This is a genomic window from Sphingobacterium sp. HSC-15S19, assembly GCF_050433745.1.
GTDB lineage: Bacteria > Bacteroidota > Bacteroidia > Sphingobacteriales > Sphingobacteriaceae > Sphingobacterium > Sphingobacterium siyangense.
On record NZ_JBNPWQ010000007.1, the window covers coordinates 19389 to 44948 of the forward strand.

Below are 25560 nucleotides of genomic sequence, written 5' to 3' on the forward strand. Positions count from 1 at the left end.
TAGGGGAATTTACCAGATGAAATCCGAATTAAATAAGCTTTTTAGCGATTTTGTATCCATCTTTTTTCCAAGAGAATGTGGCTGTTGCGGCTGTGTGCTAAAATATCAGGAAAAGTTTATTTGTGTAGCATGCGATTTCCATTTGCCTTATACTAATTTTCACGAATATTCAGATAATGATACCGCAAGACAGCTTTGGGGGAAAGCTCCAGTGGAAGAGGCCTGTTCTTTTTTGTTCATGCAAAAGGATAGCCGTGTAGAGCACCTCATTTATCAGATTAAATACAATAATCAACCTTTTCTTGCGGAATATTTTGGTTATCTATACGGCTTAAAATTAATAGAAGCAAAGGCCTATCAGAATATCGATTGTATTGTTCCTGTGCCATTACACAAGAGTAAACTCCGAAAAAGAGGCTATAATCAATCCACTTACTTTGGAAGAGGTTTGTCCAGAGCGATGGAAATCCCATTGCGTGAAGATATTTTGGTAAGAAAGAAAGCGACAATTAGCCAAACAGGTAAGGGGCGACTCGACCGTTACGAAAATGTAAGTGATATTTTCGATTGTCAGGCCACTGGGGTGCCGGCCAATGTACACATTCTATTGGTGGACGATGTGTTAACAACAGGCGCTACGATTGTTTCCGCGGCATTAGCACTCTTAGATGCTACAGACTGTCGGGTATCTATTGCGACTTTAGCAAGGGCCTAGGCCCAATCTAACCCATAGCGTATGGGCTCATTTAAAAATAATAAAATTCGCAACCCGGAAGAACGCGTTCCGATAATTTGATGCGAGTTCCTATAATTTAAGCTAATATATAGACCCCAAATATAGGTTTGGTAACGCACTCAAAAATGACGAAACCGTCAAAACTAAATCAACCCGGTATTTACGACCTTCGGTTGACATAGTTTAGTAGATAGGCAAACCCGGCCATCCCTATTCCGATGCTGTCGGCAAATAAATCCCACCAATCACCGCTCCGATAAGTAAAAACATAAAGCTGAAGTAATTCTGTCAGTCCAGCGAATAAAAATCCGAGGATAGATACGATAAAAATCGGAAGCCAGCGGGTTGGTTTACCGCTGAATTGCTGGATAATACCATTGTAAAGCAACGTACAGAAAACAAAAAACATCCCGCAATGGACTAATTTGTCCATACCTGGATAGGCGGGAACTGCGTCAAAATTGTTCCCCGGGAGTGTGCATAAAATAATAACTATTATGGCCCAAATAAAACACCATTTATAGTCTAATAAGATTTTAATCATGGCGTTAAATATCCAAAAATTTCCTGATAGAAATAAAAATATTATGAATTTAAAAATTATTATCCTGTAAATCAGTGTTTTAATAAATTTATTTTGTTTCGTATGGTACTATGTATTGCATGGTACCATAAAATACATATATCTTTGTATTGTTATGATAGCTGAAAATACACAAATCCAAATGAGGAAGGGGATACTTGAATATTGTATCCTATCCATAATTTCTCGAGGAGAAATTTATGCCTCCGATATTATCAGCGAACTGAAGAAAGCTCAATTATTGGTTGTGGAAGGAACCTTATATCCGCTTTTAACACGTCTAAAAAACAACGGCCTGTTAAGCTATATATGGAAGGAGTCAACTTCAGGTCCGCCTAGAAAATATTATGAAATTACCCAAGAAGGGTTAGAAGTCCTTTCGCGACTAGATGTTACCTGGAATGAGCTCGTGTTTGCTGTAAACACGTCATTGGTGGGTAGAAACAATGATTCAACTAAACCAGTTAAAGATAATAACGATGAATAAGACAATAATTATCAACATAAATAGTATCGTCTTCCATATTGAAGAGGATGCTTATGAGGTGCTTCGCTCCTACATGATTGATATAAAGAAGCACTTTGGACAATCGGAAGATAGTCGGGAGATTTTAGAGGACATCGAAAATCGTATTTCTGAGATGTTTACCGAAAAGATTCAGGCGGGCAGTAAAGAAGTTCTGAATATGGACGATGTTAATGCTGTGATAGAGCAAATGGGGAGTGTAAGTGATTTTGAATCTGAGGATCAGGATGGTTATGCATCTTTTCAGCGCCAGCCAAATGCAGACGGCTTTAAAGTAGGGAAGAAGCTGATGCGCGACCCTGATGACAAAGTTTTCAGTGGAGTATGTAGTGGACTGGGACATTTTTTTGGCATTGAGGCTAAATGGGTACGTTTACTCTTTGCTTTATTTGTTGTGATCGGTGGATCGGGCGTATTAGTCTATGTCATCCTATGGATCGTCATGCCGCTCGCTGTAACTCGTGCAGATAAGATGGAAATGCGTGGGGAGGCACCGAATATTCAGAACTTCAAACGTTCTTTCGATGAAGAAATGAGCGGGGTGAGGGATTCGTTTTCGAGGGGAATGGACCGTACGGGCGATAGTGTTGCTAAATTATTGCAGGTCTTTGTGAAAGTCATCGGCGTATTCTTTGTTATTATTGTTGGGTTGACGCTCATCGGGTTGATTATTGGACTTATCTTCTTTGCGCTGGCTATTGTGAACGTTATCCCTGACGTCATGGACGATTCTGGTCCTTTTTATCTCATGAATCCAAGCGATGTACCTTTTGCTTTGATAGCGGGTTTCTTGGCCATTTTTATCCCTTTTGCTGGATTGTTCTATTTGCTTCTCCGCGTTCTCTTCGAGAAAAAACCAATGAACAATTATTTGACAACCACTTTATTTTTAGTCTGGTTGGCATCGATAGGCGGTATCATCTACTACGCTACATCGGTAGCAAAGGAATTCAAAGAGTCTAGTACGATTGTTGAAGAGAAGCCACTGCAAAAACAGGCTGTTTATTACTTAAATGAAAATGATATTCGGGTAATCCGCTTAAAAAATGGTGTGAGAAGTGGTATCGGTATTAAAAATGAAAACGTTTCAACCTATTTGAGGCGTAATATCCGTATTCGAATTGAGCGTATTGACTCTTTGCAAGAACCATATGTACGTTATGAATATTCGGCTAAAGGAAATTCCTATAAAGTCGCAACAGACAGAGCAGGTAAAATTAACTATGCGTTGAGGCAAGATAGTACATCATTAACATTTGACAATGCGTTCCAGTTGAATGAAGGTGAACTCTATCGGGATCAAGAAGTCAATATTACCTTGTTTCTCCCAGTAGGCACCAAGTTGATCATTAATGATAATTTGGAAGATAAATTAAGAGATATTTCATTTTACGAATGTCGTGACCGTTATAGTGAAGACCTAAGGGATGTAAAAGACGTCGAGTTTGTAGTCACGTCACTCGGGTTGAAATGTGCATTGCCACCAAAACAGTTAGATGACAGTGACGAAACAGATGCTGAAGGCAATGAAGTAATCGCAAATGATACGTCTGTTGTTATCCGTAGAGATACCATTATCAATGTCAAAAAAGATGGTGTTACCATAGAGACAAAAAAGAAATAACATAAACCAAGTCTTCCGCCTTTAGGCGGAAGACAAATTATTGAAGCTGTAACCTCGAAAATCACTACTGAACCTCGTGTGATAAGCCTATTTAGTAACATCAAAAGTAAATGCTATTATACCTATTTATAAACGAATGAAAAGATATTTTTACCTCTTACTCTTAAATTTTTTAATTGCTTCCTTTGCCTATGCGCAAGTGAAAGTTACAGGCAAAGTACTGGTGGAAAATAATGTGCCTTTGGCTTCTGCAACTGCTTATCTGATGAAGGCAAAGACAACAGTTATTTTGAAAGCAGTTGTTACAGATGAAAATGGAGAGTACCAATTTTCGGATATACAAGCTGGAAGTTATTATGTCGACGTCAAAATGGTTGGGTATACGGCCAATAAGAGCAACGTTTTTGACATCAGTAAATCAGATTACAAAATCCCAACGATCCTGCTGAACACGGACACACGAAAATTGCAGGAGGTCGCCGTAGAGGGTAAGCGGCCGATGGTTGAAAGCAAGCCTGGTAAACTGGTTTTAAATGTCGAAAACTCTCCCTTGGCCGCAGGGAATAATGCCTTAGATATTGTACAGCGCGCCCCTGGAGTGAGTTTAGATAACAATAATAACCTACAGTTGATGGGTCAATCTGGTGTATCAGTGACCATCGATGGTCGGCAGACCTATATGTCGGGTGAGCAGTTGGTGAATTTTTTGAAGAGTACGGATGGCAACCAGATTAAGTCCGTCGAAGTTATCACTACCCGGGCAGCAAAAGATGACGCTGAGGGGGCTGTGGGGACTATAAATATTGTGCTCAAGAAAAATCGGATGGAAGGATTTAACGGAACCTTTAACATGACGGCAGGGCGGGGAGAAAAATTCAGAGGGAATAGCTCCTTATCCTTAAATTATAAAAAGAATAATACGACAGTATTTGGATCGTATGCCTATTCGAATGAGAAAAGTCACCGGAAGCTCCTGCTTGATCGTGTTATTCAGAATAAAGGGGAAAAGACCTATTTTAAACAAAGGTCGGTATTGGATGAAAAAGAACAGAATCATTCCTATCGCTTCGGTGTTGAGCAAAGGACGTCAGCCAGAAATACGTTAACCGTGCAGTTTAATGGTTCGAATAATATCGAATACAATGATAACGATAGTAAGACCAATGTAGGAAAGTCTTTTACAACATTGGATTCGCTTTTGATTTCGACATCGCAATTCAAAGAGCTATTTGATCGGTACTCTGCTAATTTAAACAATGAGTTTAGAATTGATTCTAACGGCAGAAAACTTACCCTTGATCTGGATTGGAGTAAATTCAAAAGCAGTAAAGGCGTGGGGTATAATAACCAATATTTTGATGGTCAGATGGATGCGATTACTCCCGAGGAGATCCAACGGAGTAGAATGCCCATCGGAATCGATATCTATGTCGCCAAACTGGATTATGAACAACCGCTATCTAAGGTCTCCAAGCTTGAGATGGGAGCTAAATATTCTAATGTTACGTCGGATAATGACTTAACCTTTGAAGATTTTTTGAACAATTCCTGGATCAATAATGAAAAGCGGACGAATCATTTTGTGTATAAGGAGCAGATCGCCGCTGGATATATAGACTATAATAATACGATAGGAAAATGGGGGCTGAAGGTCGGTGCGAGAGGAGAATATACATTTTCTGATGGAAACTCATTGACCTTAAATAAGCAGGTGAAGCGGAACTACTTTAAACTTTTTCCGAATGCAAATCTGACATATACCCTCGATGAGAATCATATTCTTTCCTTAGGTTATGCAAGGAAAATCACCCGTCCCAATTACCGACAGTTGAATCCTTTTGATTATTTCATTGATAAATTAACCTTCGAACGTGGTAACCCCTATCTGAATCCGCAATTTTCCAATGAATTCACACTAAACTATACGTTGATGCAACGTTACAATGTGACATTGGGTATTAACGATGTGCGGGATGCGATTGTAGAGAGTATGGGGCAAGATTCAGTGTTGAAACAAACTTGGGTTATACGTGAAAATTTAGGAAAGAATTTGACTGCTTACCTGAATCTGAACATACCGATAACAGTATCCAAGATCTGGAGCATGAATAACAATATTACGGGCATCCATTTTAACTTTGATGGCATGGTGAGTGGTCATCCGCTGAAAAGAAAGTCATTTCTTTTGCAGGCTACATCGATGCACAATTTAAAGTTGGCGAAAAGTCTGTCGGCTAATGTCAATTTGCGATATTTCTCTCCTTTCAAATATAATGTATACGATATGAAGGCCCGATGGGATATGGAAATTGGAGCGACAAAGACATTTAAAGATCAACGTAGTTCTTTGAAACTGGCGGTGAGCGACTTGTTTAATACAGGGAATCAGAATCTGAAAACTAATTTCGGCGATTTTGACTCCAGTATCAGGCAATACCAAGATCGTCGTGTGGTTCGATTGACCTATTCGTATAAATTCGGAAATTTAAAAAATAACTATCGTAAGAAAGATACAAGTAACGAGGAGAAGGAAAGAGCGCAATAGGACTCGATTGTTTTTCTAATATATAACCGTAGGAATGTCATATTCTTACGGTTTTTTGGCATTGTCTGTTTCATATATTTAAGTTATTCGGAGTATTTCATATAGCTTATGAATCAGAAAGCATCTTTTTCTGTGTAGCTGTTGTTATTTAAGAAATGCACCAAGTTATAATTAGTCATTTTTGACCAATTCAGTAGGCAATACAAGGGTTTCAAATTCCGTAATGGGATATTTTGCTTCTATTAACTTAATAAGCAATTCTGTGGCAATTTTTCCCATTTCGAATGCAGGTTGGCGAATTGCGGTCAATTTGGCGGAAAATAGGTCCACAACGTTTGAATTTGTGAATCCTGCAATGGCGATACCTTGTGCAGGCCCGAAAGGCCTTTTTTTTATGACATGAAGATATCCTGTGGTTAATTTATCGCCGGAAATGAAGATAGCATCGAAACCAATGCGGAGAAGTTCCTCGACAGCCGTCTCAATTTCCTCTACATGTAGTCCACCATGTTGACAATATTTTACCAAATTGGGGTCAAAATCGATGTGATTTGCCATAAGGGCCTTTTTATAGCCAACTAATCGATCTTTCGTGATGGACAGTGATTTAGAGTTTGTTAGGTGCGCGATTTTCTTCTTTCCGAGTGTTATGAGGTGCTGAGTTGCGTCATAGGCTCCTTGTTGATTGTTTACGACAACTTTGTAGGTGTCGAACTGCTGTGGGATCCGATCAAAAAAGACTATTGGAAATCCTCTTTCTTTCAATTGATGTAGATAGGAGATGTCTTCAGTTTCTGAAGACAATGCAATCAGTAGTCCATCTATAGACCTAGAAGTTAGGTATTCGACATTCAGTCGTTCCCGTTCGGAAGATTCATGTGTTTGTGAAATAATGATCTGAAAGTTCTTATCATAGGCAATTGATTCTACACCGCTTATGACTTGGGAGAAGAAATTATTAGCTATTTCGCTAACGATAATACCGATTGAGTGACTTCGCCGCTCTTTTAAACTCCTAGCAATAGGATTGGCACGATAGTTTATTTTTTTCGCGTATTCTAATACAACCTTTTTTGTTTCGGGACTTATTTCATAACTATCTCTCAAAGCTCTTGAGATCGTAGAAGTAGATAAATTGAGCGCTTTAGCAATATCTTTGATTGTATAGTTTTCGAATTTCATAATTGGCAAAATAGACTATAATATTAATCAAAAAAAATTACAAAACCTAATTCACGGGCATATGCAAACGTTGCCGGCAACGTTTGCATAACTTTTTAATGATACTTGCATGAACAAGTGAAATATAACTTGTAAACTTGATTGTATGATAACCAGTTAAATTTCGATGCAGTTCCTGCAAGAGTGATTTAATCATTGTAATTTAAAAACCTAAAAATATGAGTAAGGCCTTAGTAATATCTACTGCTATTTGCGCTTCGTTATTCACATTAAATGCACACGCTCAAGCCCGAAAAGTCCAAGGAACGGTCGTTGGTACGGATCAAAAAGGATTGGTTGGTGTGAGTGTAACGGTGCCAGGAACAAGAATTGTTGCTGTGACGGACAAAAGTGGAAAGTTTAGTATCGAAATAGCCGGTAACAATCAAGAACTTCAATTTACCTATGTTGGATTTCAGACAAAAAAAGTAACAGTTCTTGAGAATCAGAAGACACTTAACATTGTTTTGGAAGAACAGTCTAATGCATTGGAAGAGGTAACTGTAAACATCGGTTACGGGACGGTCAAAAAGAAAGATCTGACAGGAGCTGTAACTTCGGTAGGTGCAGAAACCATTTCTAAAGCTCCAGTATCTTCAGCTCTTGAGGCGATTGCGGGAAGAATGGCTGGGATTCAAATTTCTTCTACAGAAGGATCCCCAGATGCAGAAATGAAGGTCCGCGTCCGTGGCGGAGGCTCCGTTACAGGAGATAATGCGCCTTTATATATCGTGGATGGTTTTCCGATGTCTTCGATATCAGATATCGCGCCAGCAGATATTGAATCCATTGATGTGTTAAAAGATGCATCTTCGGCAGCCATATATGGCTCTCGGGGAGCAAATGGGGTTGTTATCGTAACCACCAAAAGTGCAAAGTCAGGAAAAACATCAATTAGTTATAGCGCTTTTGGCGGAATTCGAAATTTGGCAAAAAAGCTCGATGTATTGTCTCCCTACGATTATGTAACCTGGCAGTACGAACAGGCATTGTTGCAAAATAAACTGGATACTTATGTCAAATACTTTGGTAATTTTCAAGATATTGACCTCTATAAAGACGTGCCTTCAAATGATTGGCAAGAGCTTATATTTGGAAGGACCGGTAATACTTTTAACCAAAATTTCAATTTGTCAGGGGGGAGTGATAAGACGAAATATTCAATTTCTCATTCCTTTGTGAGAGATAAAGCGATTATGGAAATGTCTGGCTTTCGGAGACAAAATGTCAATTTTAAACTAAACCATAAACCATCAAAGAATACTTCCATAGATTTGGGTGCGCGATTTTCGGATGTTCGCATTTCAGGTGGAGGCATGAATGAACAGAATGAAGCCTCTTCATCAGATTCCCGTTTAAAATTCGCCATGATTTATCCTCCCTTTCCTGTTGGGGGCCTAACAAATAGTGATGAAACCGATGATGAATTCAATCTGTATAATCCGTTAGAGTCTTTGGTCGATAATGATCAATTGCAACGAAGGAGAACGTATAACCTAAATGCTGCATTTAGCTGGGATATTGTTAAAAACCTACGGTTCAGGACAGAATTTGGCTTTGATGATTATCACAACTATAATGATCGGTTTTATGGTCCAACGACGTATTATGTGCGTAATATTCCCGCTGCTTTAGATCAAAATAAGCCTGCTCTTATCTCATTGAATACGTCGACTCAGGGGATACGCTCCACAAATACATTAAACTATAACTTTCAAGATTTCCTTCCTAAAGGACATAGTTTAAGTGTGCTGGTTGGCCAGGAATATTTGTTTACACAAAAAACATTAAATACCAATACGACACACGGTTTTCCGAACAGCTTTAAACTGGATGATACCCGAAAATTAACGCCGCAAGGTGCATCGAGTACGATAAACAATTACATGTTTGCTGACGAAAAATTACTTTCATTTTTTGGCCGGGTAAATTATGACTTTGACTCGAAGTATTTATTTAATGCAACTTTCCGGGCAGATGGTTCCTCCAAGTTCTCGGCAGACAATTATTGGGGGTATTTCCCATCCATGGCAGCTGCTTGGCGGATCTCATCAGAGCGATTTATGGACAAGACGCAATCTTGGCTTGATGACTTAAAACTTAGAGCAAGCTTGGGTACCTCGGGAAATAATAATATTCCATTAGAGCAGATATATCCAATATTTTCAGTTAAGAACACAGAATGGGTCAATGGGTATAATAATTATTGGGCTACGTCAAAAACGATGTCTAATCCGGATTTGAAATGGGAAACGACCATTTCAAAGAATATAGGTTTGGACTTTACTTTATTCAAGAAAAAGCTATCGGGAACGGTCGATGTGTATAAAAATAAAACAAAAGATCTCTTGATTCTTTTCCCAATTGCCGGATCAGGTTATGATGATCAATATCGAAATTTAGGTGAAACCCAAAATAAAGGGATAGAGCTTACACTAAACTGGTCTGCAATAAATAAGAAGAACTTTGATCTCAATTTTAGTGGCAATATTAGTTTCAATCAAACGAAAGTTAATTCTTTGGGAACCTTGACCTCGATTCCAATGGCTTCGGGTTGGGCTTCAACGGAAATTGGAACGGATTACGTTGTAGAGACTGGTGGGCGGGTTGGAAAAATGTATGGTTACGTGAGTGACGGGCGATATGAAGTTTCTGATTTTACAGGCTATGATGCAGCATCAAAAAAATGGATTTTAAAAGATGGCGTAGCTGATGCCTCTACTGTCGTTGGCACCATAAGACCGGGAACAATGAAATTAAAAGATCTAGTTGGTGATGATCATAAAATCGATGCAAGTGATCAGACGATTATTGGAGATGCAAATCCACTACATACCGGTGGATTTTCAATCAATACACGTATCTATAACTTTGATATGACAGCATTATTTAACTGGAGCTATGGAAACGATATCTACAATGCCAATAAGATTGAATATACATCTACGAGCAAGTATAATAACCGCAATATGCTCACGGTAATGGAAGAAGGGCAACGTTGGACGAACTTACTGCCCGATGGAACGATCAGTAATGACCCTAACCAATTGGCCGATATGAATAAAAATACGAGTCTCTGGTCTCCGCTTACAAGTAAATTTGTATTCAGCGATTGGGCTGTGGAGGATGGCTCCTTTTTGCGCTTGGGAACTGTTACAATAGGTTATACGCTGCCTAAAGCGTTTACTGATAGGTTGAAAATCCGGAACTTTAGAGTATATATTTCCGGATATAATCTCGCGGTTTGGACCAATTATAGTGGCTTTGATCCTGAGGTATCTACACGGAGAAAGACCAACCTCACGCCGGGGGTGGATTATTCGGCTTATCCGAAAAGCAGAACTTTCGTAGCAGGTCTTAATTTAAACTTCTAGTCTTATGAAAAAAACACTATTGCATATAACCTTGGCTTTATTATTTGCAGGAACCGTATCATCTTGTAATAAAATATTGGAAGCACCGTCGAAATCTGCATTGGATGAGTCGGTTATATTTTCTAACCAAGATCTCGCGGAAGGGGCTGTTGCAGGAATTATTCAATCTTTTGGTGAAACAAACTCCTATCGGGGTAGATATTTGGTCTTCTATGGTATCAACACAGATGCAGAGGTCAATAATAGTCTGAAGAATCCTGGCGATGAAAAATCACGATTGTCAAATTATAATACTAACGTGAATAATACCCAAATGAATACCGATAACAATGCCTGGGCTAAATTTTATGAAGGTATTGAGCGGGCTAACTTAGCGATTAGGGGCCTGCGTAGTTATGGGAATATTGAGCAGCGCCCGGAGATGGCTTATATTCTAGGCGAAATCCTGACTTTGAGGGCTGTGGTATATAATGATCTGGTTAAAGCATGGGGCGATGTACCAGCTCGCTTCGAACCATTGAGTACAGCGTCAATCTATATCGAGCGTAGCGATCGTGATGTAATTTACAAGCAGTTGCTGGCCGATCTGGAGGAAGCTCAAAACTATCTGCCTTGGCCGAACCAAAGTGCAAAGACATCCAATGTTGAACATATCAATAAAGCGTTTGCTAAGGGCTTGCGTGCTCGTTTGGCGTTGTCTGCCGGAGGTTATTCTCAACGGGCAGATGGGGTTCGTAAAAGTAATGATCCTGAATTGGAGTCGAAAAAGATGTATGAGCTGGCAAAAAAAGAATGTTTGGATATCATCAATAGTGGCGCCGCAAAGCTTCTCGGTTTTGAAGAAGTTTTTAAGACACTATGCCAAGAGAAAGGACAGGCTGGATTAGAATCACTATGGGAGATCCCTTTTAGTGAAGGCCGTGGCCGTGTCATATTTGACCTCGGTGTCAAACATACCACAACAGATAAGTATACTGGCCAAAATAAGGGCGGGACAAATGGCCCGAATCCCATTATGTTTTACGAATACGAGAAAGAAGACGTGCGCCGTGACGTAAGCTGTGTCCCGTATGAATGGACGGGTGGTGTACAGGTACCAACAAATCTCGGTAAGTGGTATTTTGGGAAATATCGCTATGAGTGGATGTCGAGGGTGGTTACTTCGACCAATGATGATGGTTTGAATTGGATGTATATGCGCTATGCTGATGTTCTTTTAATGGCAGCAGAGGCAATAAATGAATTGGATGGCCCAAATGCTGCGGCACCTTATTTTAAAATGATCCGTGAACGGGCTTATCCAAACAATCCGGAGAAAGTAACGGCTTATATGCAGCAAATCACCACAAGTAAGGATGTTTTCTTTCATGCCCTCGTCAACGAACGTGCATTGGAGTTTACGGGAGAAATGTTGCGTAAGGGTGATTTGATCCGCTGGAATCTTCTAGGGGTCAAGTTGGCTGAAGCTAAACAAAAGTTACAGCAGCTGGAGAATAGACAGGGTAAATATGCGGCATTGCCTGCCAATATCTACTACAAGACAGCAGCTGATGGTGAAAAAGTGGAAATATATGGCTTAAATTTTGGCGACACAGATGCAGTGGGCGCTGCGGCAGGATATACTTCCTCAAAAAAATGGACGATGGCAGCAAGTAGTGATCAGGCAACCTTCTGGGATGCTTTATACCTCCGCGATCCCAATACACAGCAATTTTGGCCTATTTGGCAGTATTTTTTGGATAATAGCAACGGTAAGTTGAATAATAATGGTTTTAGTTTTCAATAGAAAATAAGCATAAGAATGAAAAGAATCAATATATTGCTATATCTCGGTCTTGGGCTTATATTCGCAAATATAAGCTGTTCTGATGATCGTGTAAAAGAACTAACAGAACTGACGACAGACCGTTATTTTTCTCCTACAGGAGTGAGCGCACGAATCGTTAATCAAACAGGAGTTCAATTGACCTGGAAGAAAAATGCCGAAGCGAAAGGTTATACAATAGAACTGTTTGCTAATGGCGAACTCAATTTTGAAGGGAGTCCTGTCAGGATAATTGAAGAGATCACAAATGATCAGATTCCCTATACGATTATTGGATTGGATGGAGCAACAAACTATTCTGCCCGTATCAAGGCTGTAGGAACTGAGGTGGCTGATTCCAAATGGAGTACCATTACCTTTAAGACCAACGAAGAACAGATTATGAAACCTGTTAGCCCGGAGGGAATCCAGGCAACTTCTGTTCTGCTAAATTGGACCGCAGGTGAAGAGGCGACAGCCATCGCGATTAACCCAGGGAATATTATCCATCCCGTGACACCGCAAGAGATTGCTGCAGGGGAAGCAACAGTCACAGGTCTGGTAGGAGAAACAACCTACACCGCGACACTATTGAAAGGAAACAAGATCCGCGGATCAGCGACATTCACGACATTGATTGACTTGGGGGATGCAGTTGTTGTGCAGCCCACAGATGATCTCGTTGCTGTAATCGGAACTGCCAAAGCAGGGGATGTACTCGCATTAATGCCAGGAACCTATTCGCTCACTGCTGATGTACTGATCGATAAAGCGATAGCTATCAAAGGTGCGAAACCCGCCGATCGCCCGTTTGTAAAATCTGCTTATTTTAATTTGGATAAGGGCGCATCACTATCATTAAAAGATCTTATACTTGATGGAGAAAATAAGTCGGGGGGAAACTGTGTCATTACATTGCAGGCAGGTGCTTTCGGAAGTATTCGCCTAGAAGATAGTAAGCTGATGAACTACCCGAAAGGGATTATTTATGGCAGTTTCGATGCTTCGGTAGAGAGCGTAAGCATGAGTAATAATATTTTTGACAATATCGTCGGTAATGGAAATGAGTTTATTGATTTTAGAAAAGCTATTGCGAGGATTTTTGAATTTACAAATAATACAGTTTCCAATGCTGTCTTGAACCGGGAATTTATCCGGATGGACGCAGGTGGATCCGCAGCTTATCCGGCTATTACAAGCATCATCAAAGTGAATAATAATACCTTTTACAATGTCATACAAGATGCTACTAAACGTTTCTTCTATGTGCGTTTAGCGAAGAATGAAATTACATTCGCTAAAAATTTAATTGTGAAGTCACTGGCAATGACCGCTAATCAGTCTGCAACTAATCTGGTCGAACTCAAAAGTAACAATTACTTTGATGCGGTAAACTTCTATAACAGTTCTGCCTCTGGAGTAAAAAATGATGTTAGTGCTAATGGCTATACACTATTGGATCCTGGATTCAAGGATGCCCCCAAAGGAGACTTTACACTAACAAACCAAACATTAAAGGATAATGGTATTGGTGATCCAAGATGGGGTCAATAGTATGTTTTATGTTATTACCGCACGCCTTCTGCTTAATTAAGAAGGCGTGTGTCTTTCTTATAAGTTCAATGAAAAAAATTAGTATACTTGTTTCAGGCTTTGTGATGGTAATTTTCCTTCTTGCTTTACAGCAAGAACAAACCCTCACAATTTATATAATTGGCGATTCAACAGCTGCAAATAAGGACAAACGCACCTTTCCAGAAACTGGTTGGGGAATGGCTTTTGCTAAGCTGTTTGACCAGCAGGTGAAGGTCGATAATCGCGCATTAAATGGGCGGAGTACCAAATCCTTTAAACAAGATATAGGCAAAGACGGGAGCATTGTTAATCATTGGGAACCTATTTTTGAAAACCTCCGTCGCGGAGATTATGTTTTCATCCAGTTTGGACATAATGACGAAAAAGTCGATAAGCCCAATGTAGGCACTTCTTTGGAAGAGTTTGAGCAGAATTTGATCTTTTATATCAAGCAAACGCGAGAAAAGGGAGGAATTCCGATTCTTTTGACACCTATCGCACGACGTAAATTTGAAAATGGCCTGCTCATTAAAACACATGGCGAATATCCGGCTATTATCCGTAAGGTGGCTGCAGATACGCAAACAGCTTATATTGATATGGAGGATAAGACGACAAAACTTGTACAGTCTTATGGCGACGAAGGAAGTAAAAAATTGTTTTTGCATGTAGAAAGCGGAGATCGGAACTATCCGCAGGGAAAGAAAGATGATACACATCTGAATACTTTCGGGGCAAGTGAAGTGGCAAAGCTTGTTGCCGAGGGCATTCGCGAGTTGCAGTTAACTATTCAGAATAATCTGGTGCTGAAGTAACTTTAAGACGGTATAAAATCAGAAAGAATTGTAAACTCAAATCAATTTGATTGACTGGGGAAGGGATTTTCATAGAAAGCCTTCATGATTTCGCCGATACCAACCGCAATGAAAGCGAACTGAAGGTTCTTTCTAGCCAATACAATCAGACACTTTCAGAAAAAAAGCGACATCGATTATTTCGATGTCGCTTTTTGATATCAGCCGTATACTAGAAAATATATTTCGTACTTAAGAAATTTGATTCATTTTCACTCACGATTTCATTTAACAATTTCTTGTTTTCCTCTGTGAATTTTGTAGCCACTAGAGAACGTATAGAGAATGACCGTAAAGCATCAACTACTGACAAGGTTCCTTCAGCACTGTCCTTTCTACCTGTGAAAGGGAAAGTATCTGGGCCGCGTTGGCATTGACAATTGATGTTTACGCGGCTCACTTGATTGACCAGTGGATCAATAAGTGATGAAACAACCGCTGCATTATTACTAAAAATACTTACTTGTTGTCCGTGCGAAGATCCGATTAAGTACTCGATAGGTTCTTCAAGGTCGTCAAAAGGAACAACAGGGATAACTGGACCAAATTGTTCCTCTCTATAAAGTTTCATCTGTGAATTGACAGGGTAAACAATTGCCGGATAGAAGAACGATTCTGCAACTTGACCACCATTCTCATTGACGACTTTTGCACCATATGCTTTTGCATCTTCAATGCATTCAGTTAAATAAGCTGGTTTATTGACTTCTGGAAGTGGCGTCAAAGACACCCCTTTTTCCCAAGGCATTCCATATTTCAATTTGGCGACTTCGGCAGAGAGGCGTTTCAGGAACTCTTGTGCCAAGCTGCGGTGTACATAGATAATTTTTAATGCTGTACAACGTTGACCATTGAAAGAAAGTGATCCCAATACAGTTTCAGAAACTGCGAGGTTCAAATCTGCGTCTTTTGTTATAATTGCTGCATTTTTTGCGTCCAAGCCAAGAATAGCGCGAAGACGATTCACTTTTGGATGCAATTTTTTAAGTTCATCAGCAACGCGGCTTGAACCAATTAACGTCAAGACATTGATCTTTCCCGATTGCATTAGGCTAGGAACAATCTTATTGCCACGACCATAGATTGTATTGACAACACCCTTAGGGAAGCTGGTCCTAAAAGCTTCTAATAAAGGATAATGCAATAAAGTACCATGTTTAGGTGGTTTGAATAACATGGTATTTCCCATGATCAATGCCGGAATCAATGTCGTGAATGTCTCATTCAATGGATAGTTGAATGGACCCATACAAAGAACGACGCCTAATGGAGATCTTCTGATCTGGGCGACGATACCTTGCTCGATCTGAAAACGTGAAGAATCGCGGTCTATATCTTTCAATGCATCGATCGTTGCATAGATGTATTCTACAGTACGATCAAACTCTTTTACCGAGTCTGCATAGGATTTGCCAATTTCCCACATAATAAGCTTGACAACAATGTCCTTTTTGGCAATCATCTTCTGTGTGAAATTTTCAACACAAGTAATACGATCGGCAACGCTCATTGTCGGCCATTCTCCACGGCCATTGTCGTATGCTTTTACAGCAGCTTCCAAGGCTTCCATGGACTCTTTTTCAGTACAAACAGGGAAACTACCGATGCGCTTACGTTTCAAGCCATCCTTAGTCTTCACACAGATTGGTGAAAAAACCTCGTTTACTTGACCCGTCCAAGAAATCATTTCTCCATTGGAAAGGAACTCTCTTTGATCGACCTGTTCGTCTAGTGTAAATTCTGCGGGAATGTCTTTCTCCTCATAGAAAATACTTTCTAAGTTTAAGCTCATTGTTTTTAAAAATGGTTTAGATTGATATTTATAAAGATATTGCTAATATAATACAAATTTTGCAATATATGTTAATTTTTTATTAAAATAAGTTTAGGTACTAGTGTTTTCATTACAAGCCATGCAATTAAATATGCTATGGCGCAGAAAGAAAAGATAATGAAGTATCCTGCCTCTTCTCCTTTAAAGCCCATAAAGACTAGCTGAGTTTCTTTTGCATAATCAAATAACCATCCAGACGTTTTGTTGATGATAAAGGCTCCTACACCCCCAGCGAGTCCCCCAATTCCAGTAACAGTCGCAATGGCACGTTTAGGAAAAGAATCACCGATAGTCGAAAAAATATTAGCAGACCAAGATTGGTGTGCAGCTCCGGCAAAACCGATCAAAATGACAGGTATCCAATAGGAAATATGACCTAGGGGTTGGGCGAAAAGTACAACCAAGGGTACAAAAGCAAATAACAACATGGCTTTCATGCGGCCCTCATAAGCATTCATTCCTTTTTTGTCAACAAAATAGGTTGGTAGCCACCCGCCATAAATAGACAACATGGTAATGGCATATAAAACGAAGATAGCCAATTGCCCTTCGGTATCTGATGATTTGATATCGTATACAGCAGAGAGATAGGCCGGCATCCAAAATAAGAAGAACCACCAAACACCATCAGTCATGAATTTACCAAAGACGAAAGCCCACGTTTGCTTGTATTTTAAACATTCCGATATGGTAGTTCGCGGTTGTTTGGTTACTCCGGTTTGTTCTGTTTCATGATCATCTTGATGAATGTAAGCCAATTCAGCGGCATTTACTTTCGGGTTTTCATGTGGCTTCTTATAAAGAAAAATCCAAAAACCCATCCAGACAAATCCAAGGGCGCCTATAATGATGAAAGACATTTCCCAACCCCAATGTGCTGCGATGACAGGGATGGTTAAGGGTGCTGCCAATGCTCCTATGGTTGCCCCTGAATTGAAAATACTCGTAGACAGCGCCCGGTCTTTTTTGGGAAAATACTCTGCTGTAGCTTTAATCGCGGCTGGAAAGTTACCAGCCTCGCCGACAGCGAGAACAAAGCGGGCAAAAATAAATAGATTGACACTCACACTCATTACTAAACCCACATTGTTAACATGAGAAATTGCCTCTTTTGCGCCTTCGAAACCGACGAACCATTCACCGGCGACGATACCTGAAGTGGCTATACCACAGAATGCATGTAATATCGCGCCAATAGACCAGATTCCGATCGCCCACAAAAAGCCTTTTTTTGTATCCATCCAATCCACAAAGCGACCTGCAAAAAGCATACTGATGGCATAAAAGATCGAAAATAATGCGGTGATGTTGCCATAGTCTGTATTTGTCCAATGAAATTCAGGACTAATAAAGTCTTTCCAGGTTAAGGACAGCACCTGTCGATCCAGGTAATTGATTGTGGTAGCAAAAAATAGTAGCGAGCATATCACCCAACGGTAATTACCCTTTTTCTCCGTGTTAATCATAATGGGTTTAATAGTTTATTTTTTAGTATACGTGTCTGTTGCCTGTTGTCAATTAAGTGTTCTTCAGTATGATCTTTCTGAACTCACGATATAAAGACCTTTACCGTGCCTTTGAGACAAAGTCAAGTGCTTTTTTAGTGTTTTCGAATAAATTGACGGTGTTTTTAGGGTCAATTAACTTACTGCCCATGCCTACTGCGCAAACCCCCGATTTGAACCATGCCTTTAAATTCTCCATTTCGATTTCTACGCCCCCCGTCGGCATAAATTTCTGCCCTTTAAAGAGCTCGCGTATCGACGACATAAAGGCAGGGCCTAGTATATTTGCAGGAAACAATTTGATAAGTGCGGCCTCTTGCTGTTGTGCGGTATAGATTTCTGTGGGGGTCATACAGCCCGGAATCCATAGCTTATGCTGTTCATGTACAAGGGAACCGACTAGCGGATTTACAATAGGAGAAACAATAAAATCTGCTCCAATCTGTAGAAATTGTTGGGCTTCGTCAACTGACTTGATGGTGCCAATACCTAAATAAAGGTCAGGCATGTCGAGGTTTCTTGCAGCAACTAAACTTTCAAAAACAGCCAATGCTTCGGGGCCTCGATTTGTAAATTCAAAAACACGTATACCTGCCTGATATAGGGTTCGCAGAATCGCGATACTTTCGGCTTTATCGTGGTGGAAAAACAAAGGAAGTGTCCCTTGCGCTATAATTTTCTCTAATACAATCTCTTTCAAATTCATGCTATCATTCTATTTTTTATGTCTTCCACTGTACTTGTTGTAGCATCGCTCGCGATGAATAGTTTATCGAATGCGGCAAGTGTTGCAAACGCTAAGGTCTCCTGCGGAGAAAGGTTGGAGTATAAGCCATAAATCAGCCCTGCCATAAAGCAATCTCCACTACCTACCTTATCCAAAATTTCTTCGGCTGTATATTCCGTTGATTTAATCAGGCTGTCTTTGTCAAATAGTGTGGTATAATACTTGATCCCTTTGCTTTGATAGTCAAAACGAAAGGTGTTGGCCACATATTGACAAATCGGATTCACGGAAATGATCTCTTTACTTGTACGATCTGCCTGTGCCAGTAAATCTTCTTCCTGATACCCGGAAGAAGAAGTTAGGAACTTATCATCTAGCTGTGTGCCGAGCATTTGGTGTGCAGCCCAGATATTTCCCATGATTAAATTACAATACTTGGCAATTTCGGGCATAATCTCTTTTGGTGTCTTTCCATATTTCCACAGTTTAGCGCGGTAATTAAGGTCCAATGATACAAAGATTGCCTTCTCTTGTGCTTTTTTAACAGCTTCCAGGCATAGGTCAGCAATATCTTGACTAATTGCAGGACAGATGGCTGAAAAATGAAACCATTTGACATCGGCAAAAATCTCTTCCCAATCAATACTGCCCACTTTGAGGTTTGCAAACGATGAGTTTGCGCGATCATAAATGACCCCCGCATTTTTTAGATCTTTTCCTTTTGGGAGATAGTAAATACCTAATCGTTCGCCAGTCCATTGCATCGCTGATGTGTCTATATTTCTGCGTTTCAGGTAGCTATCAATACCTTCACAGATGGCATTTTGAGGAATTGCAGATAAGTAGGATGATGGTACATTCCACAACGCCAAGGCTGTGGCTACATTCAGCTCGGCCCCGCCGACGTAAAAAGGCAACTGGTGTTGTTCAATCCAATCTTGTTCGATGTCGGGACAGATCCGCAACAACAATTCTCCAAAGCTTAAAACTTTACCCTGCATGTTCATTAAAATTCAAAATATTCTTTTGCGTTATTATAGCTGATATCTGTTATGATTTTCCCTACCCATTCGATATCATGTGGTATCTCTCCCTTTTCAATGTCCTGTCCGAAGATGTCGCACAACAATCTTCTGAAATATTCATGCCTTGGAAATGAAAGGAAGCTTCTAGAATCTGTCAACATACCAACGAGACGGCTCAATAAACCCATATTTGACAGTGTGTTGATTTGTTTTGTCATGCCGTCTTTTTGGTCCAGAAACCACCAAGCCGAGCCAAACTGGATTTTTCCCTTAATTGATCCATCGTTGAAATTCCCGATCATGGTTGCAATAAGTTCATTGTCGGCAGGATTGAGATTATACAAGATGGTCTTGGTTAGCTTATCTTGATTGTCTAATTTATTCAAAAATTTTGACAATGCACGTGCCTGACTAAAATCTCCGATCGAATCCCAACCAGTATCAGGTCCGATCAAACGATGCATACGGGCATTATTGTTGCGTAAAGCTCCTAGGTGGTACTGCTGAACCCAGCCCTTTTCATGGTCCCATTCTGCAAAATAAATCAACATCGCAGATTTGAATTTCAGATTTTCGGTCGGAGAGATTTCCTTTTTTGTACGGATCTTATCAAAGATCGTCACGATTTCCTGTTCAGTATAATCTTCTGCATAAATTTGTTCCAAGCCGTGATCTGATACTTTACATCCGTTGACAGCAAAGAAATCATGTCTTGTTTTTAGCGCATTTAAGTAATCACCGAAGCTACTGATCTGCATGTCGCTGACCGCTTCCAATTTATCGATATATTGATTCAGTGCAATGATATCATCCGAGTTCATTGCTTTATCCGGACGAAAAGCCGGAAGCATCTTGAACGACTCCTTTTCTTTTGCAAATTGTTGGTGAAACTCGAGGCTATCGATAGGATCGTCAGTGGTACAAACCACTTCAACCTTCATCATTTTCAGTAAGCCGCGAACGGAATGGCTGTCTTGTTGTAACAAAGCGCCTGTATCGGCATATATCCTGGCAGCCGTCTTTGGTGACAACAAATCTGTGATGCCAAAATAGCGTTGCAGTTCAAGGTGTGTCCAATGGTGTAATGGGTTGCGCAATGTATAAGGAACAGTTTCTGCCCACTTGATAAATTTTTCCTCATCGGAAGCATCACCTGTAATATAACGCTCATTGACACCATTGGCCCGCATGGCCCGCCATTTGTAATGATCGCCATGTAACCAGACCTGACTAATATTGTCGAATTTTACATTATTAGCGATTTGTTCGGGAATCAAGTGATTATGATAATCAATGATCGGCAAATGCTTTGAATAGCTGTGATACAGCTGTTCTGCTGTTTTTGTGTTTAATAAAAAGTTGTCGTCTAAAAAAGCTTTCATACAATATTCTATTTTTATAAACTCACACCTCTTTTCCAAGGTATGAAATCGTCTTGGTTTAATTGGACAGCCTTAGGTGTTATTTCACCACTAGCTGCTTTGATACAATATTCTAAAATGTCTTCGGCCATGGTTTGAATCGATTTCTCACCGTCTATAATAGGGCCGGTATTGATATCGATAATGTCGGCCATTCTGGTTGCTAGGACATTATTCGTTGCTACTTTGATAACTGGGCAAATAGGGTTGCCTGTAGGCGTACCTAAACCCGTTGTGAATAAGATAAGTGTTGCGCCTGCAGCAGCTTTCCCTGTGGTCGCTTCCACATCATTTCCGGGGGTACAGACCAAATTAAGACCGGGCTTTGTTGCTTCCTCGGTGTAGTCCAAAACATCAACAACAGGGGAGGTTCCTCCCTTTTTCGCGGCACCATTGCTTTTTATCGCATCAGTGATAAGTCCATCACGAATATTGCCTGGAGATGGATTCATATAAAAACCCGAACCAACAGCCTCGGCAGCATTGCTATAGGCGGTCATCAGGTCAATGAATTTATTGGCAGCCTTCGGATCGATGGTGCGGTCTATTAAGTTTTGCTCGGCACCACATAATTCTGGAAATTCAGCCAACAGTACTTTTCCACCAAGGGCAACCAGAAGATCGGCCGTATAACCAACAGCCGGATTGGCCGAAATACCACTGAATCCATCACTACCACCGCATTTTACACCCAAGGTTAATTTGCTCAATGGTACCGGCTGTCTTCCAAGTTTATTAATTTCTGTCAGCCCCACAAAAGTCTGTAGTATCGCCTCTTTCAGCAGTTGCTCCTCACTTTTTGATTGTTGCTGTTCAAATAAGTACAATGGTTTGTCAAATCCTGGATTACGCAGCTTAATGTCGTTGACGAGATCGTTCAGCTGCAAATTTTGGCAGCCCAGACTCAATACCGTAATACCGGCGACATTTGGATGGTCGGCATAAGCGGCAAGTAACTTACTCAAGATGGCAGCATCTTGTCGGATTCCACCACAGCCCCCCTGATGGTTTAAAAATTTGATCCCATCTACGTTTCTGAATACACGATCCGATTGCTCCGTAATTGTGTTTAGTTGCCCGAGTGAGGACAGGTCTAGTGTTTCACCCTTTTCATAAGCTTTTAACAGCTGATGGGTGAAGTTCTTGTATTTTCCAGTGACTGAATAACCAAGCTCATTGTATAATGCCTCTTTGATAACATCAAGATTTCGGTTTTCGCAAAAAACGGTTGGGATAAATAACCAGTAATTCGCGGTGCCAACACGACCGTCCGGACGGAGGTAACCATTGAAAGTTCTTCCTTCAAACTTTGAAACGTCAGGCTTTTCCCAGTGATAATGTGAAGGCCGAAAATGGTAAGGTTCAGCTGCATGTTTGGTGTTGTCGGTATTCATGATGCTTCCCTGTGGGATATCAAATTGTGCTTTTCCCACGAGAACCCCATACATATAGATTTCGTCACCAAAGTGCATATCCTGCATAAAAAATTTATGCTTGGCCGGAATATCTTCCTGTAGAATATATTGTATACCCTCAAAAGAAATTGCATCACCTTTTTTGAGATCTTGTAAGGCGACTAAAACATTGTCTTTGGGATGTATCTTTAATACGTTGTTTTTCATCTGTAGCGCTATTTATACTTTTTTATTGTCAAGAACTGATGAAATTTCGAGTGCCTTTAATGCCCCTTTTTCAATGATCTGTTGCAATTTTTGGTTGACTGTTTCTTCAAAATGAGGGAACTCCGTTAAATTGGTTCCCCATAAATCCGTAGCTGAAAGCACGGTATGGACGAGTGTATCTGGATTGCACCAAGCGGTATGTAATATTGGTGCAGACTCATCCTGAAGCACAACTGTTCGTCCATTAATCAATTGCTCATACTGAGCACCGTTCAGCGTGGATTTTAGTAGATAGAGATAAGCCGCAAATCCAAGTGCGAAGAGTTGTGGAGCTTCGTGGTGTGTTGTATACCATTTTTTTAGCAAGGGAATATTGCGCATTGCCATTTTTGAGCTATAATTTAAAGCAATGGATTCCCATTTATGTTCCAGATGCGGATTGGCAAAGCGATCGATGACTTTGGATGAAAAATCGTTGATGTCCGCGACTGAAATAGTGTCGCTTAAAATGGCGGGACCAATTTCATCCTGCATTAGAAGACGTATAAATTGATTGAATGCAGCATTTTGCATGGCCTCCTTTACAGTTTCGAAGCCCGCAAGAAGGGCAAGGGCACAACTTAAAGTATGCGTTCCATTGAGCAGCCTTAGTTTGATTTCCTTGTACTTTTCAATTGATGGAACCAACATGACATTCGGATCTGCCAATGCAAAGGACAGGCGTTGTTGTATACGTTCAGAAGTCGCTTCTATCGCCCATAAGCGAAAGGGTTCGGCCATAATCATCAATTGATCTTCGTAGCCCAGTAAAGCGCAGGTTTTCGTGTATTCCGCTAGCGGCAATGCTCCGGGAACGATACGATCGACTAGCGTGTTACAAAAATCATTGGCGGTATCAAGCCAGTCCATAAACTCTTCTGGAAGCTCATTCAGCTTAGCCAAGGCTGTGATGATTGATTTCAGTTTAGTTCCATTGTCGGTAATCAATTCGCTAGGGACGACGGTTAAGCCCTTGTTTTTATCCGCATTGAAGTAAACAAATCTCCGATAGAGAATAGCCAAAAGTTTACCCGGGAAAGAAGCCGGTGGTGCGTCACTGATGCGGTCTTCACTCATAACAATGCCGACTTCGGTGGTGTTGGAGAAGACAATTTCAAGATCCGGATTTTCGGCGCTTTTTAATATTTCTGACCAATGTTGGTTGGCCGCCAATACACGGGAAATCGAATTATTGATTTCATATTGTGAAATCTCTTCACCGTCTTCTATACCTTTAATGGATAATGTGTATAGGTTGTCCTGTTGTTCGAAGGCATCAGCACCTCCCGAGCTTGTTGACTTTACAACCAGTATTCTGCCGCAAAACAGGTTTTGTTGATTTGCTTTATGGACAAAATAATCCGGGAGGCCTCTGAGTAATACACCGGTGCCAAATTGAAGAATCTTTTCTGGATATGCGAAGGACGCTGCCGTCGGTTTATTCACCAGGTCAGTGCTCATCGTTTGTATAGTATGTTGTGTCAGTAACATCTGCTCGTTTTATTATTGAATTTTGTATTGTTTTTTCCACTTTGGATACTCCTTTTGGATCAGCTTTTCCGGCCAGTTGCCGAACCAGGCATAGCCATTTCTACGCTCCTCTGAAACCTCCTCAAAGTTGTATTTGATTGTGTCGTCCCGATCTCCAAACAAAGGACGGTTGTCTTCGAGATTATAAAATCGCGCCCAAATCGTGGAAGTCCCATCGGCGACAAGCCGCCGTTGATATTTTCCAGTCAGCTTATCTTGTACACGGTCGAAGCGGTAACCTTCGATATCATGTTGCTCAAACCAGTGTACTGCATCTTCGATGGCTTGCTTAATTTCAGCCGTTGCAGGCTGCAGCATGAGAAAGCGGACGATGGCAACAGATTCACTTGTGCTTAATGCGGCAGGTTCAAACTTTCTTGCCTGAGCGGGCTTTAACGTGTTCTGATCGTATTGCGCAGCCCAGATACTCCTTTTTCCGTCTTGCATGACCTGTGTTTTCAGGATACAGGCTATGCCCTTTTCTACCGCTTTTTGTGCTTTTGACACAAATATGGGATTGATAGCCTCAAATCCGTCTTGCTTATTGGCGACTTTGTAAAGCACCAGTAATGCATTGATCATTGCATTATCGTTGTAGGTTATCTCAGCTCTATAGAGTGATTTATTTGGGTAGTACTGTGGAAATCCGCCATTCTCATATTGAGCCGATAAAATATAGGCAATACCTTTTTCTGCGGCAGTCAAATAAGCCTTATTCTGAGTAAGCTTAAAAGCCTTGACCAATCCAGTTATTTCCCGGGTTGTTGCACTGTTGTCGAGTGTGGCATGATCAATAGCTGTTTTCTTGACCTTTTGCAAGAGCTCTTTTGTTAATGGAAGTCTGTAATCGACCACACTTTTGTCGAACAACTGCTTGGGCCATGCTCCATTTGATAGCTGGTACTGAAGCATCTTTTCGGCCAATGAATCTTTGGTGGGCACGGTCTGTCCAATACAGTAATGATGAAACACTGATACCGCGATGAAACTCAGCATAATTGTCTTTCTCATGGTC

Annotated in this window: 18 protein-coding genes; 8 read left to right on the top strand and 10 right to left on the bottom strand. The window is 40.6% G+C overall.

The genetic code is table 11. From position 1 onward, the window contains the following. Positions 1-16 precede the first annotated feature (16 nt). Positions 17-715 carry a ComF family protein gene (locus tag L1283_RS07090; protein ID WP_286734236.1) on the top strand — a complete coding sequence of 233 codons (699 nt, stop codon included), beginning with the start codon at positions 17-19 and terminating at the stop codon, positions 713-715. A gap of 181 nt (positions 716-896) precedes the next feature. Here L1283_RS07090 and L1283_RS07095 read toward each other — a convergent pair whose 3' ends face one another. Further along, positions 897-1280, bottom strand: a complete 384-nt coding sequence (locus L1283_RS07095; RefSeq protein ID WP_286734238.1) for a VanZ family protein — start codon at positions 1278-1280, stop codon at positions 897-899. A 154-nt stretch (positions 1281-1434) separates the two neighbouring features. On the opposite strand from L1283_RS07095, the gene L1283_RS07100 reads away from it, so the two are divergent. The 3 genes from L1283_RS07100 to L1283_RS07110 all read left to right on the top strand — a co-directional run bounded on the left by L1283_RS07100 (position 1435) and on the right by L1283_RS07110 (position 6014). Continuing rightward, on the top strand, positions 1435-1806 hold the full coding sequence (locus tag L1283_RS07100; protein ID WP_046673104.1) for a PadR family transcriptional regulator: 372 nt from the start codon (positions 1435-1437) through the stop codon (positions 1804-1806). Beyond that, entirely contained in the window at positions 1799-3469 is a 1671-nt protein-coding gene (locus L1283_RS07105; RefSeq protein WP_286849715.1) for a PspC domain-containing protein, read from the top strand. Before L1283_RS07100 ends, L1283_RS07105 begins: the two co-directional genes overlap by 8 nt. 136 nt (positions 3470-3605) lie before the next feature. Beyond that, entirely contained in the window at positions 3606-6014 is a 2409-nt protein-coding gene (locus tag L1283_RS07110; protein ID WP_286849716.1) for a TonB-dependent receptor domain-containing protein, read from the top strand. 171 nt (positions 6015-6185) lie between these two features. Here L1283_RS07110 and L1283_RS07115 read toward each other — a convergent pair whose 3' ends face one another. After that, on the bottom strand, positions 6186-7196 hold the full coding sequence (locus tag L1283_RS07115; RefSeq protein ID WP_286734242.1) for a LacI family DNA-binding transcriptional regulator: 1011 nt from the start codon (positions 7194-7196) through the stop codon (positions 6186-6188). A 218-nt stretch (positions 7197-7414) separates the two neighbouring features. On the opposite strand from L1283_RS07115, the gene L1283_RS07120 reads away from it, so the two are divergent. The 4 genes from L1283_RS07120 (at position 7415) to L1283_RS07135 (ending at position 14803) form a co-directional block, all read left to right on the top strand. Continuing rightward, a complete protein-coding gene (locus L1283_RS07120) occupies positions 7415-10609 on the top strand; it encodes a SusC/RagA family TonB-linked outer membrane protein (RefSeq protein ID WP_312352266.1) in 3195 nt (1064 codons plus the stop codon). A 4-nt stretch (positions 10610-10613) separates the two neighbouring features. Beyond that, entirely contained in the window at positions 10614-12395 is a 1782-nt protein-coding gene (locus L1283_RS07125; protein ID WP_088163293.1) for a RagB/SusD family nutrient uptake outer membrane protein, read from the top strand. Between the two features lie 15 nt (positions 12396-12410). Further along, a complete protein-coding gene (locus tag L1283_RS07130) occupies positions 12411-13967 on the top strand; it encodes a DUF5123 domain-containing protein (RefSeq protein ID WP_429625985.1) in 1557 nt (518 codons plus the stop codon). 68 nt (positions 13968-14035) lie between these two features. Continuing rightward, positions 14036-14803: a rhamnogalacturonan acetylesterase gene (locus tag L1283_RS07135; RefSeq protein ID WP_088163291.1), complete on the top strand. Its 768-nt coding sequence runs from the start codon at positions 14036-14038 to the stop codon at positions 14801-14803. Between the two features lie 211 nt (positions 14804-15014). Here the strand turns inward: L1283_RS07135 and L1283_RS07140 are convergent, their stop codons facing one another. The 8 genes from L1283_RS07140 to pelA form a co-directional block, all read right to left on the bottom strand. Further along, positions 15015-16634 (bottom strand): NADP-dependent glyceraldehyde-3-phosphate dehydrogenase, encoded by a 1620-nt coding sequence (locus L1283_RS07140; RefSeq protein WP_075990278.1) that lies wholly within the window; start codon positions 16632-16634, stop codon positions 15015-15017. A 71-nt stretch (positions 16635-16705) separates the two neighbouring features. Beyond that, complete coding sequence (locus L1283_RS07145) at positions 16706-18142, bottom strand: MFS transporter (protein ID WP_376747254.1); 1437 nt, start codon at positions 18140-18142, stop codon at positions 16706-16708. A 100-nt stretch (positions 18143-18242) separates the two neighbouring features. After that, on the bottom strand, positions 18243-18887 hold the full coding sequence (locus L1283_RS07150) for a bifunctional 4-hydroxy-2-oxoglutarate aldolase/2-dehydro-3-deoxy-phosphogluconate aldolase (protein WP_286849721.1): 645 nt from the start codon (positions 18885-18887) through the stop codon (positions 18243-18245). Then, on the bottom strand, positions 18884-19909 hold the full coding sequence (locus tag L1283_RS07155) for a sugar kinase (protein WP_232475639.1): 1026 nt from the start codon (positions 19907-19909) through the stop codon (positions 18884-18886). Before L1283_RS07155 ends, L1283_RS07150 begins: the two co-directional genes overlap by 4 nt. Before the next feature lie 5 nt (positions 19910-19914). Next, the gene (gene uxaC, locus L1283_RS07160) at positions 19915-21315 is read right to left on the bottom strand and encodes a glucuronate isomerase (RefSeq protein WP_088163289.1); all 1401 of its coding nucleotides are present in this window, start codon (positions 21313-21315) and stop codon (positions 19915-19917) included. Positions 21316-21329: 14 nt separating this feature from the next. Beyond that, positions 21330-22976 carry a UxaA family hydrolase gene (locus L1283_RS07165; RefSeq protein WP_145328781.1) on the bottom strand — a complete coding sequence of 549 codons (1647 nt, stop codon included), beginning with the start codon at positions 22974-22976 and terminating at the stop codon, positions 21330-21332. Between the two features lie 12 nt (positions 22977-22988). Further along, entirely contained in the window at positions 22989-24506 is a 1518-nt protein-coding gene (locus L1283_RS07170; RefSeq protein WP_088163287.1) for a tagaturonate reductase, read from the bottom strand. A 12-nt stretch (positions 24507-24518) separates the two neighbouring features. After that, positions 24519-25556 (bottom strand): pectate lyase, encoded by a 1038-nt coding sequence (gene pelA, locus L1283_RS07175; RefSeq protein WP_286849722.1) that lies wholly within the window; start codon positions 25554-25556, stop codon positions 24519-24521. Positions 25557-25560: the final 4 nt, after the last annotated feature.

Excerpts from the sequence above, each read along its gene's own strand:
- L1283_RS07090 (WP_286734236.1), top strand. The coding sequence starts at position 17 with ATGAAATCCGAATTAAATAAGCTTTTTAGCGATTTTGTATCCATCTTT.
- L1283_RS07095 (WP_286734238.1), bottom strand. The coding sequence starts at position 1,280 with ATGATTAAAATCTTATTAGACTATAAATGGTGTTTTATTTGGGCCATA.
- L1283_RS07100 (WP_046673104.1), top strand. The coding sequence starts at position 1,435 with ATGATAGCTGAAAATACACAAATCCAAATGAGGAAGGGGATACTTGAA.
- L1283_RS07105 (WP_286849715.1), top strand. The coding sequence starts at position 1,799 with ATGAATAAGACAATAATTATCAACATAAATAGTATCGTCTTCCATATT.
- L1283_RS07110 (WP_286849716.1), top strand. The coding sequence starts at position 3,606 with ATGAAAAGATATTTTTACCTCTTACTCTTAAATTTTTTAATTGCTTCC.
- L1283_RS07115 (WP_286734242.1), bottom strand. The coding sequence starts at position 7,196 with ATGAAATTCGAAAACTATACAATCAAAGATATTGCTAAAGCGCTCAAT.
- L1283_RS07120 (WP_312352266.1), top strand. The coding sequence starts at position 7,415 with ATGAGTAAGGCCTTAGTAATATCTACTGCTATTTGCGCTTCGTTATTC.
- L1283_RS07125 (WP_088163293.1), top strand. The coding sequence starts at position 10,614 with ATGAAAAAAACACTATTGCATATAACCTTGGCTTTATTATTTGCAGGA.
- L1283_RS07130 (WP_429625985.1), top strand. The coding sequence starts at position 12,411 with ATGAAAAGAATCAATATATTGCTATATCTCGGTCTTGGGCTTATATTC.
- L1283_RS07135 (WP_088163291.1), top strand. The coding sequence starts at position 14,036 with ATGAAAAAAATTAGTATACTTGTTTCAGGCTTTGTGATGGTAATTTTC.
- L1283_RS07140 (WP_075990278.1), bottom strand. The coding sequence starts at position 16,634 with ATGAGCTTAAACTTAGAAAGTATTTTCTATGAGGAGAAAGACATTCCC.
- L1283_RS07145 (WP_376747254.1), bottom strand. The coding sequence starts at position 18,142 with ATGATTAACACGGAGAAAAAGGGTAATTACCGTTGGGTGATATGCTCG.
- L1283_RS07150 (WP_286849721.1), bottom strand. The coding sequence starts at position 18,887 with ATGAATTTGAAAGAGATTGTATTAGAGAAAATTATAGCGCAAGGGACA.
- L1283_RS07155 (WP_232475639.1), bottom strand. The coding sequence starts at position 19,909 with ATGCAGGGTAAAGTTTTAAGCTTTGGAGAATTGTTGTTGCGGATCTGT.
- uxaC (WP_088163289.1), bottom strand. The coding sequence starts at position 21,315 with ATGAAAGCTTTTTTAGACGACAACTTTTTATTAAACACAAAAACAGCA.
- L1283_RS07165 (WP_145328781.1), bottom strand. The coding sequence starts at position 22,976 with ATGAAAAACAACGTATTAAAGATACATCCCAAAGACAATGTTTTAGTC.
- L1283_RS07170 (WP_088163287.1), bottom strand. The coding sequence starts at position 24,506 with ATGTTACTGACACAACATACTATACAAACGATGAGCACTGACCTGGTG.
- pelA (WP_286849722.1), bottom strand. The coding sequence starts at position 25,556 with ATGAGAAAGACAATTATGCTGAGTTTCATCGCGGTATCAGTGTTTCAT.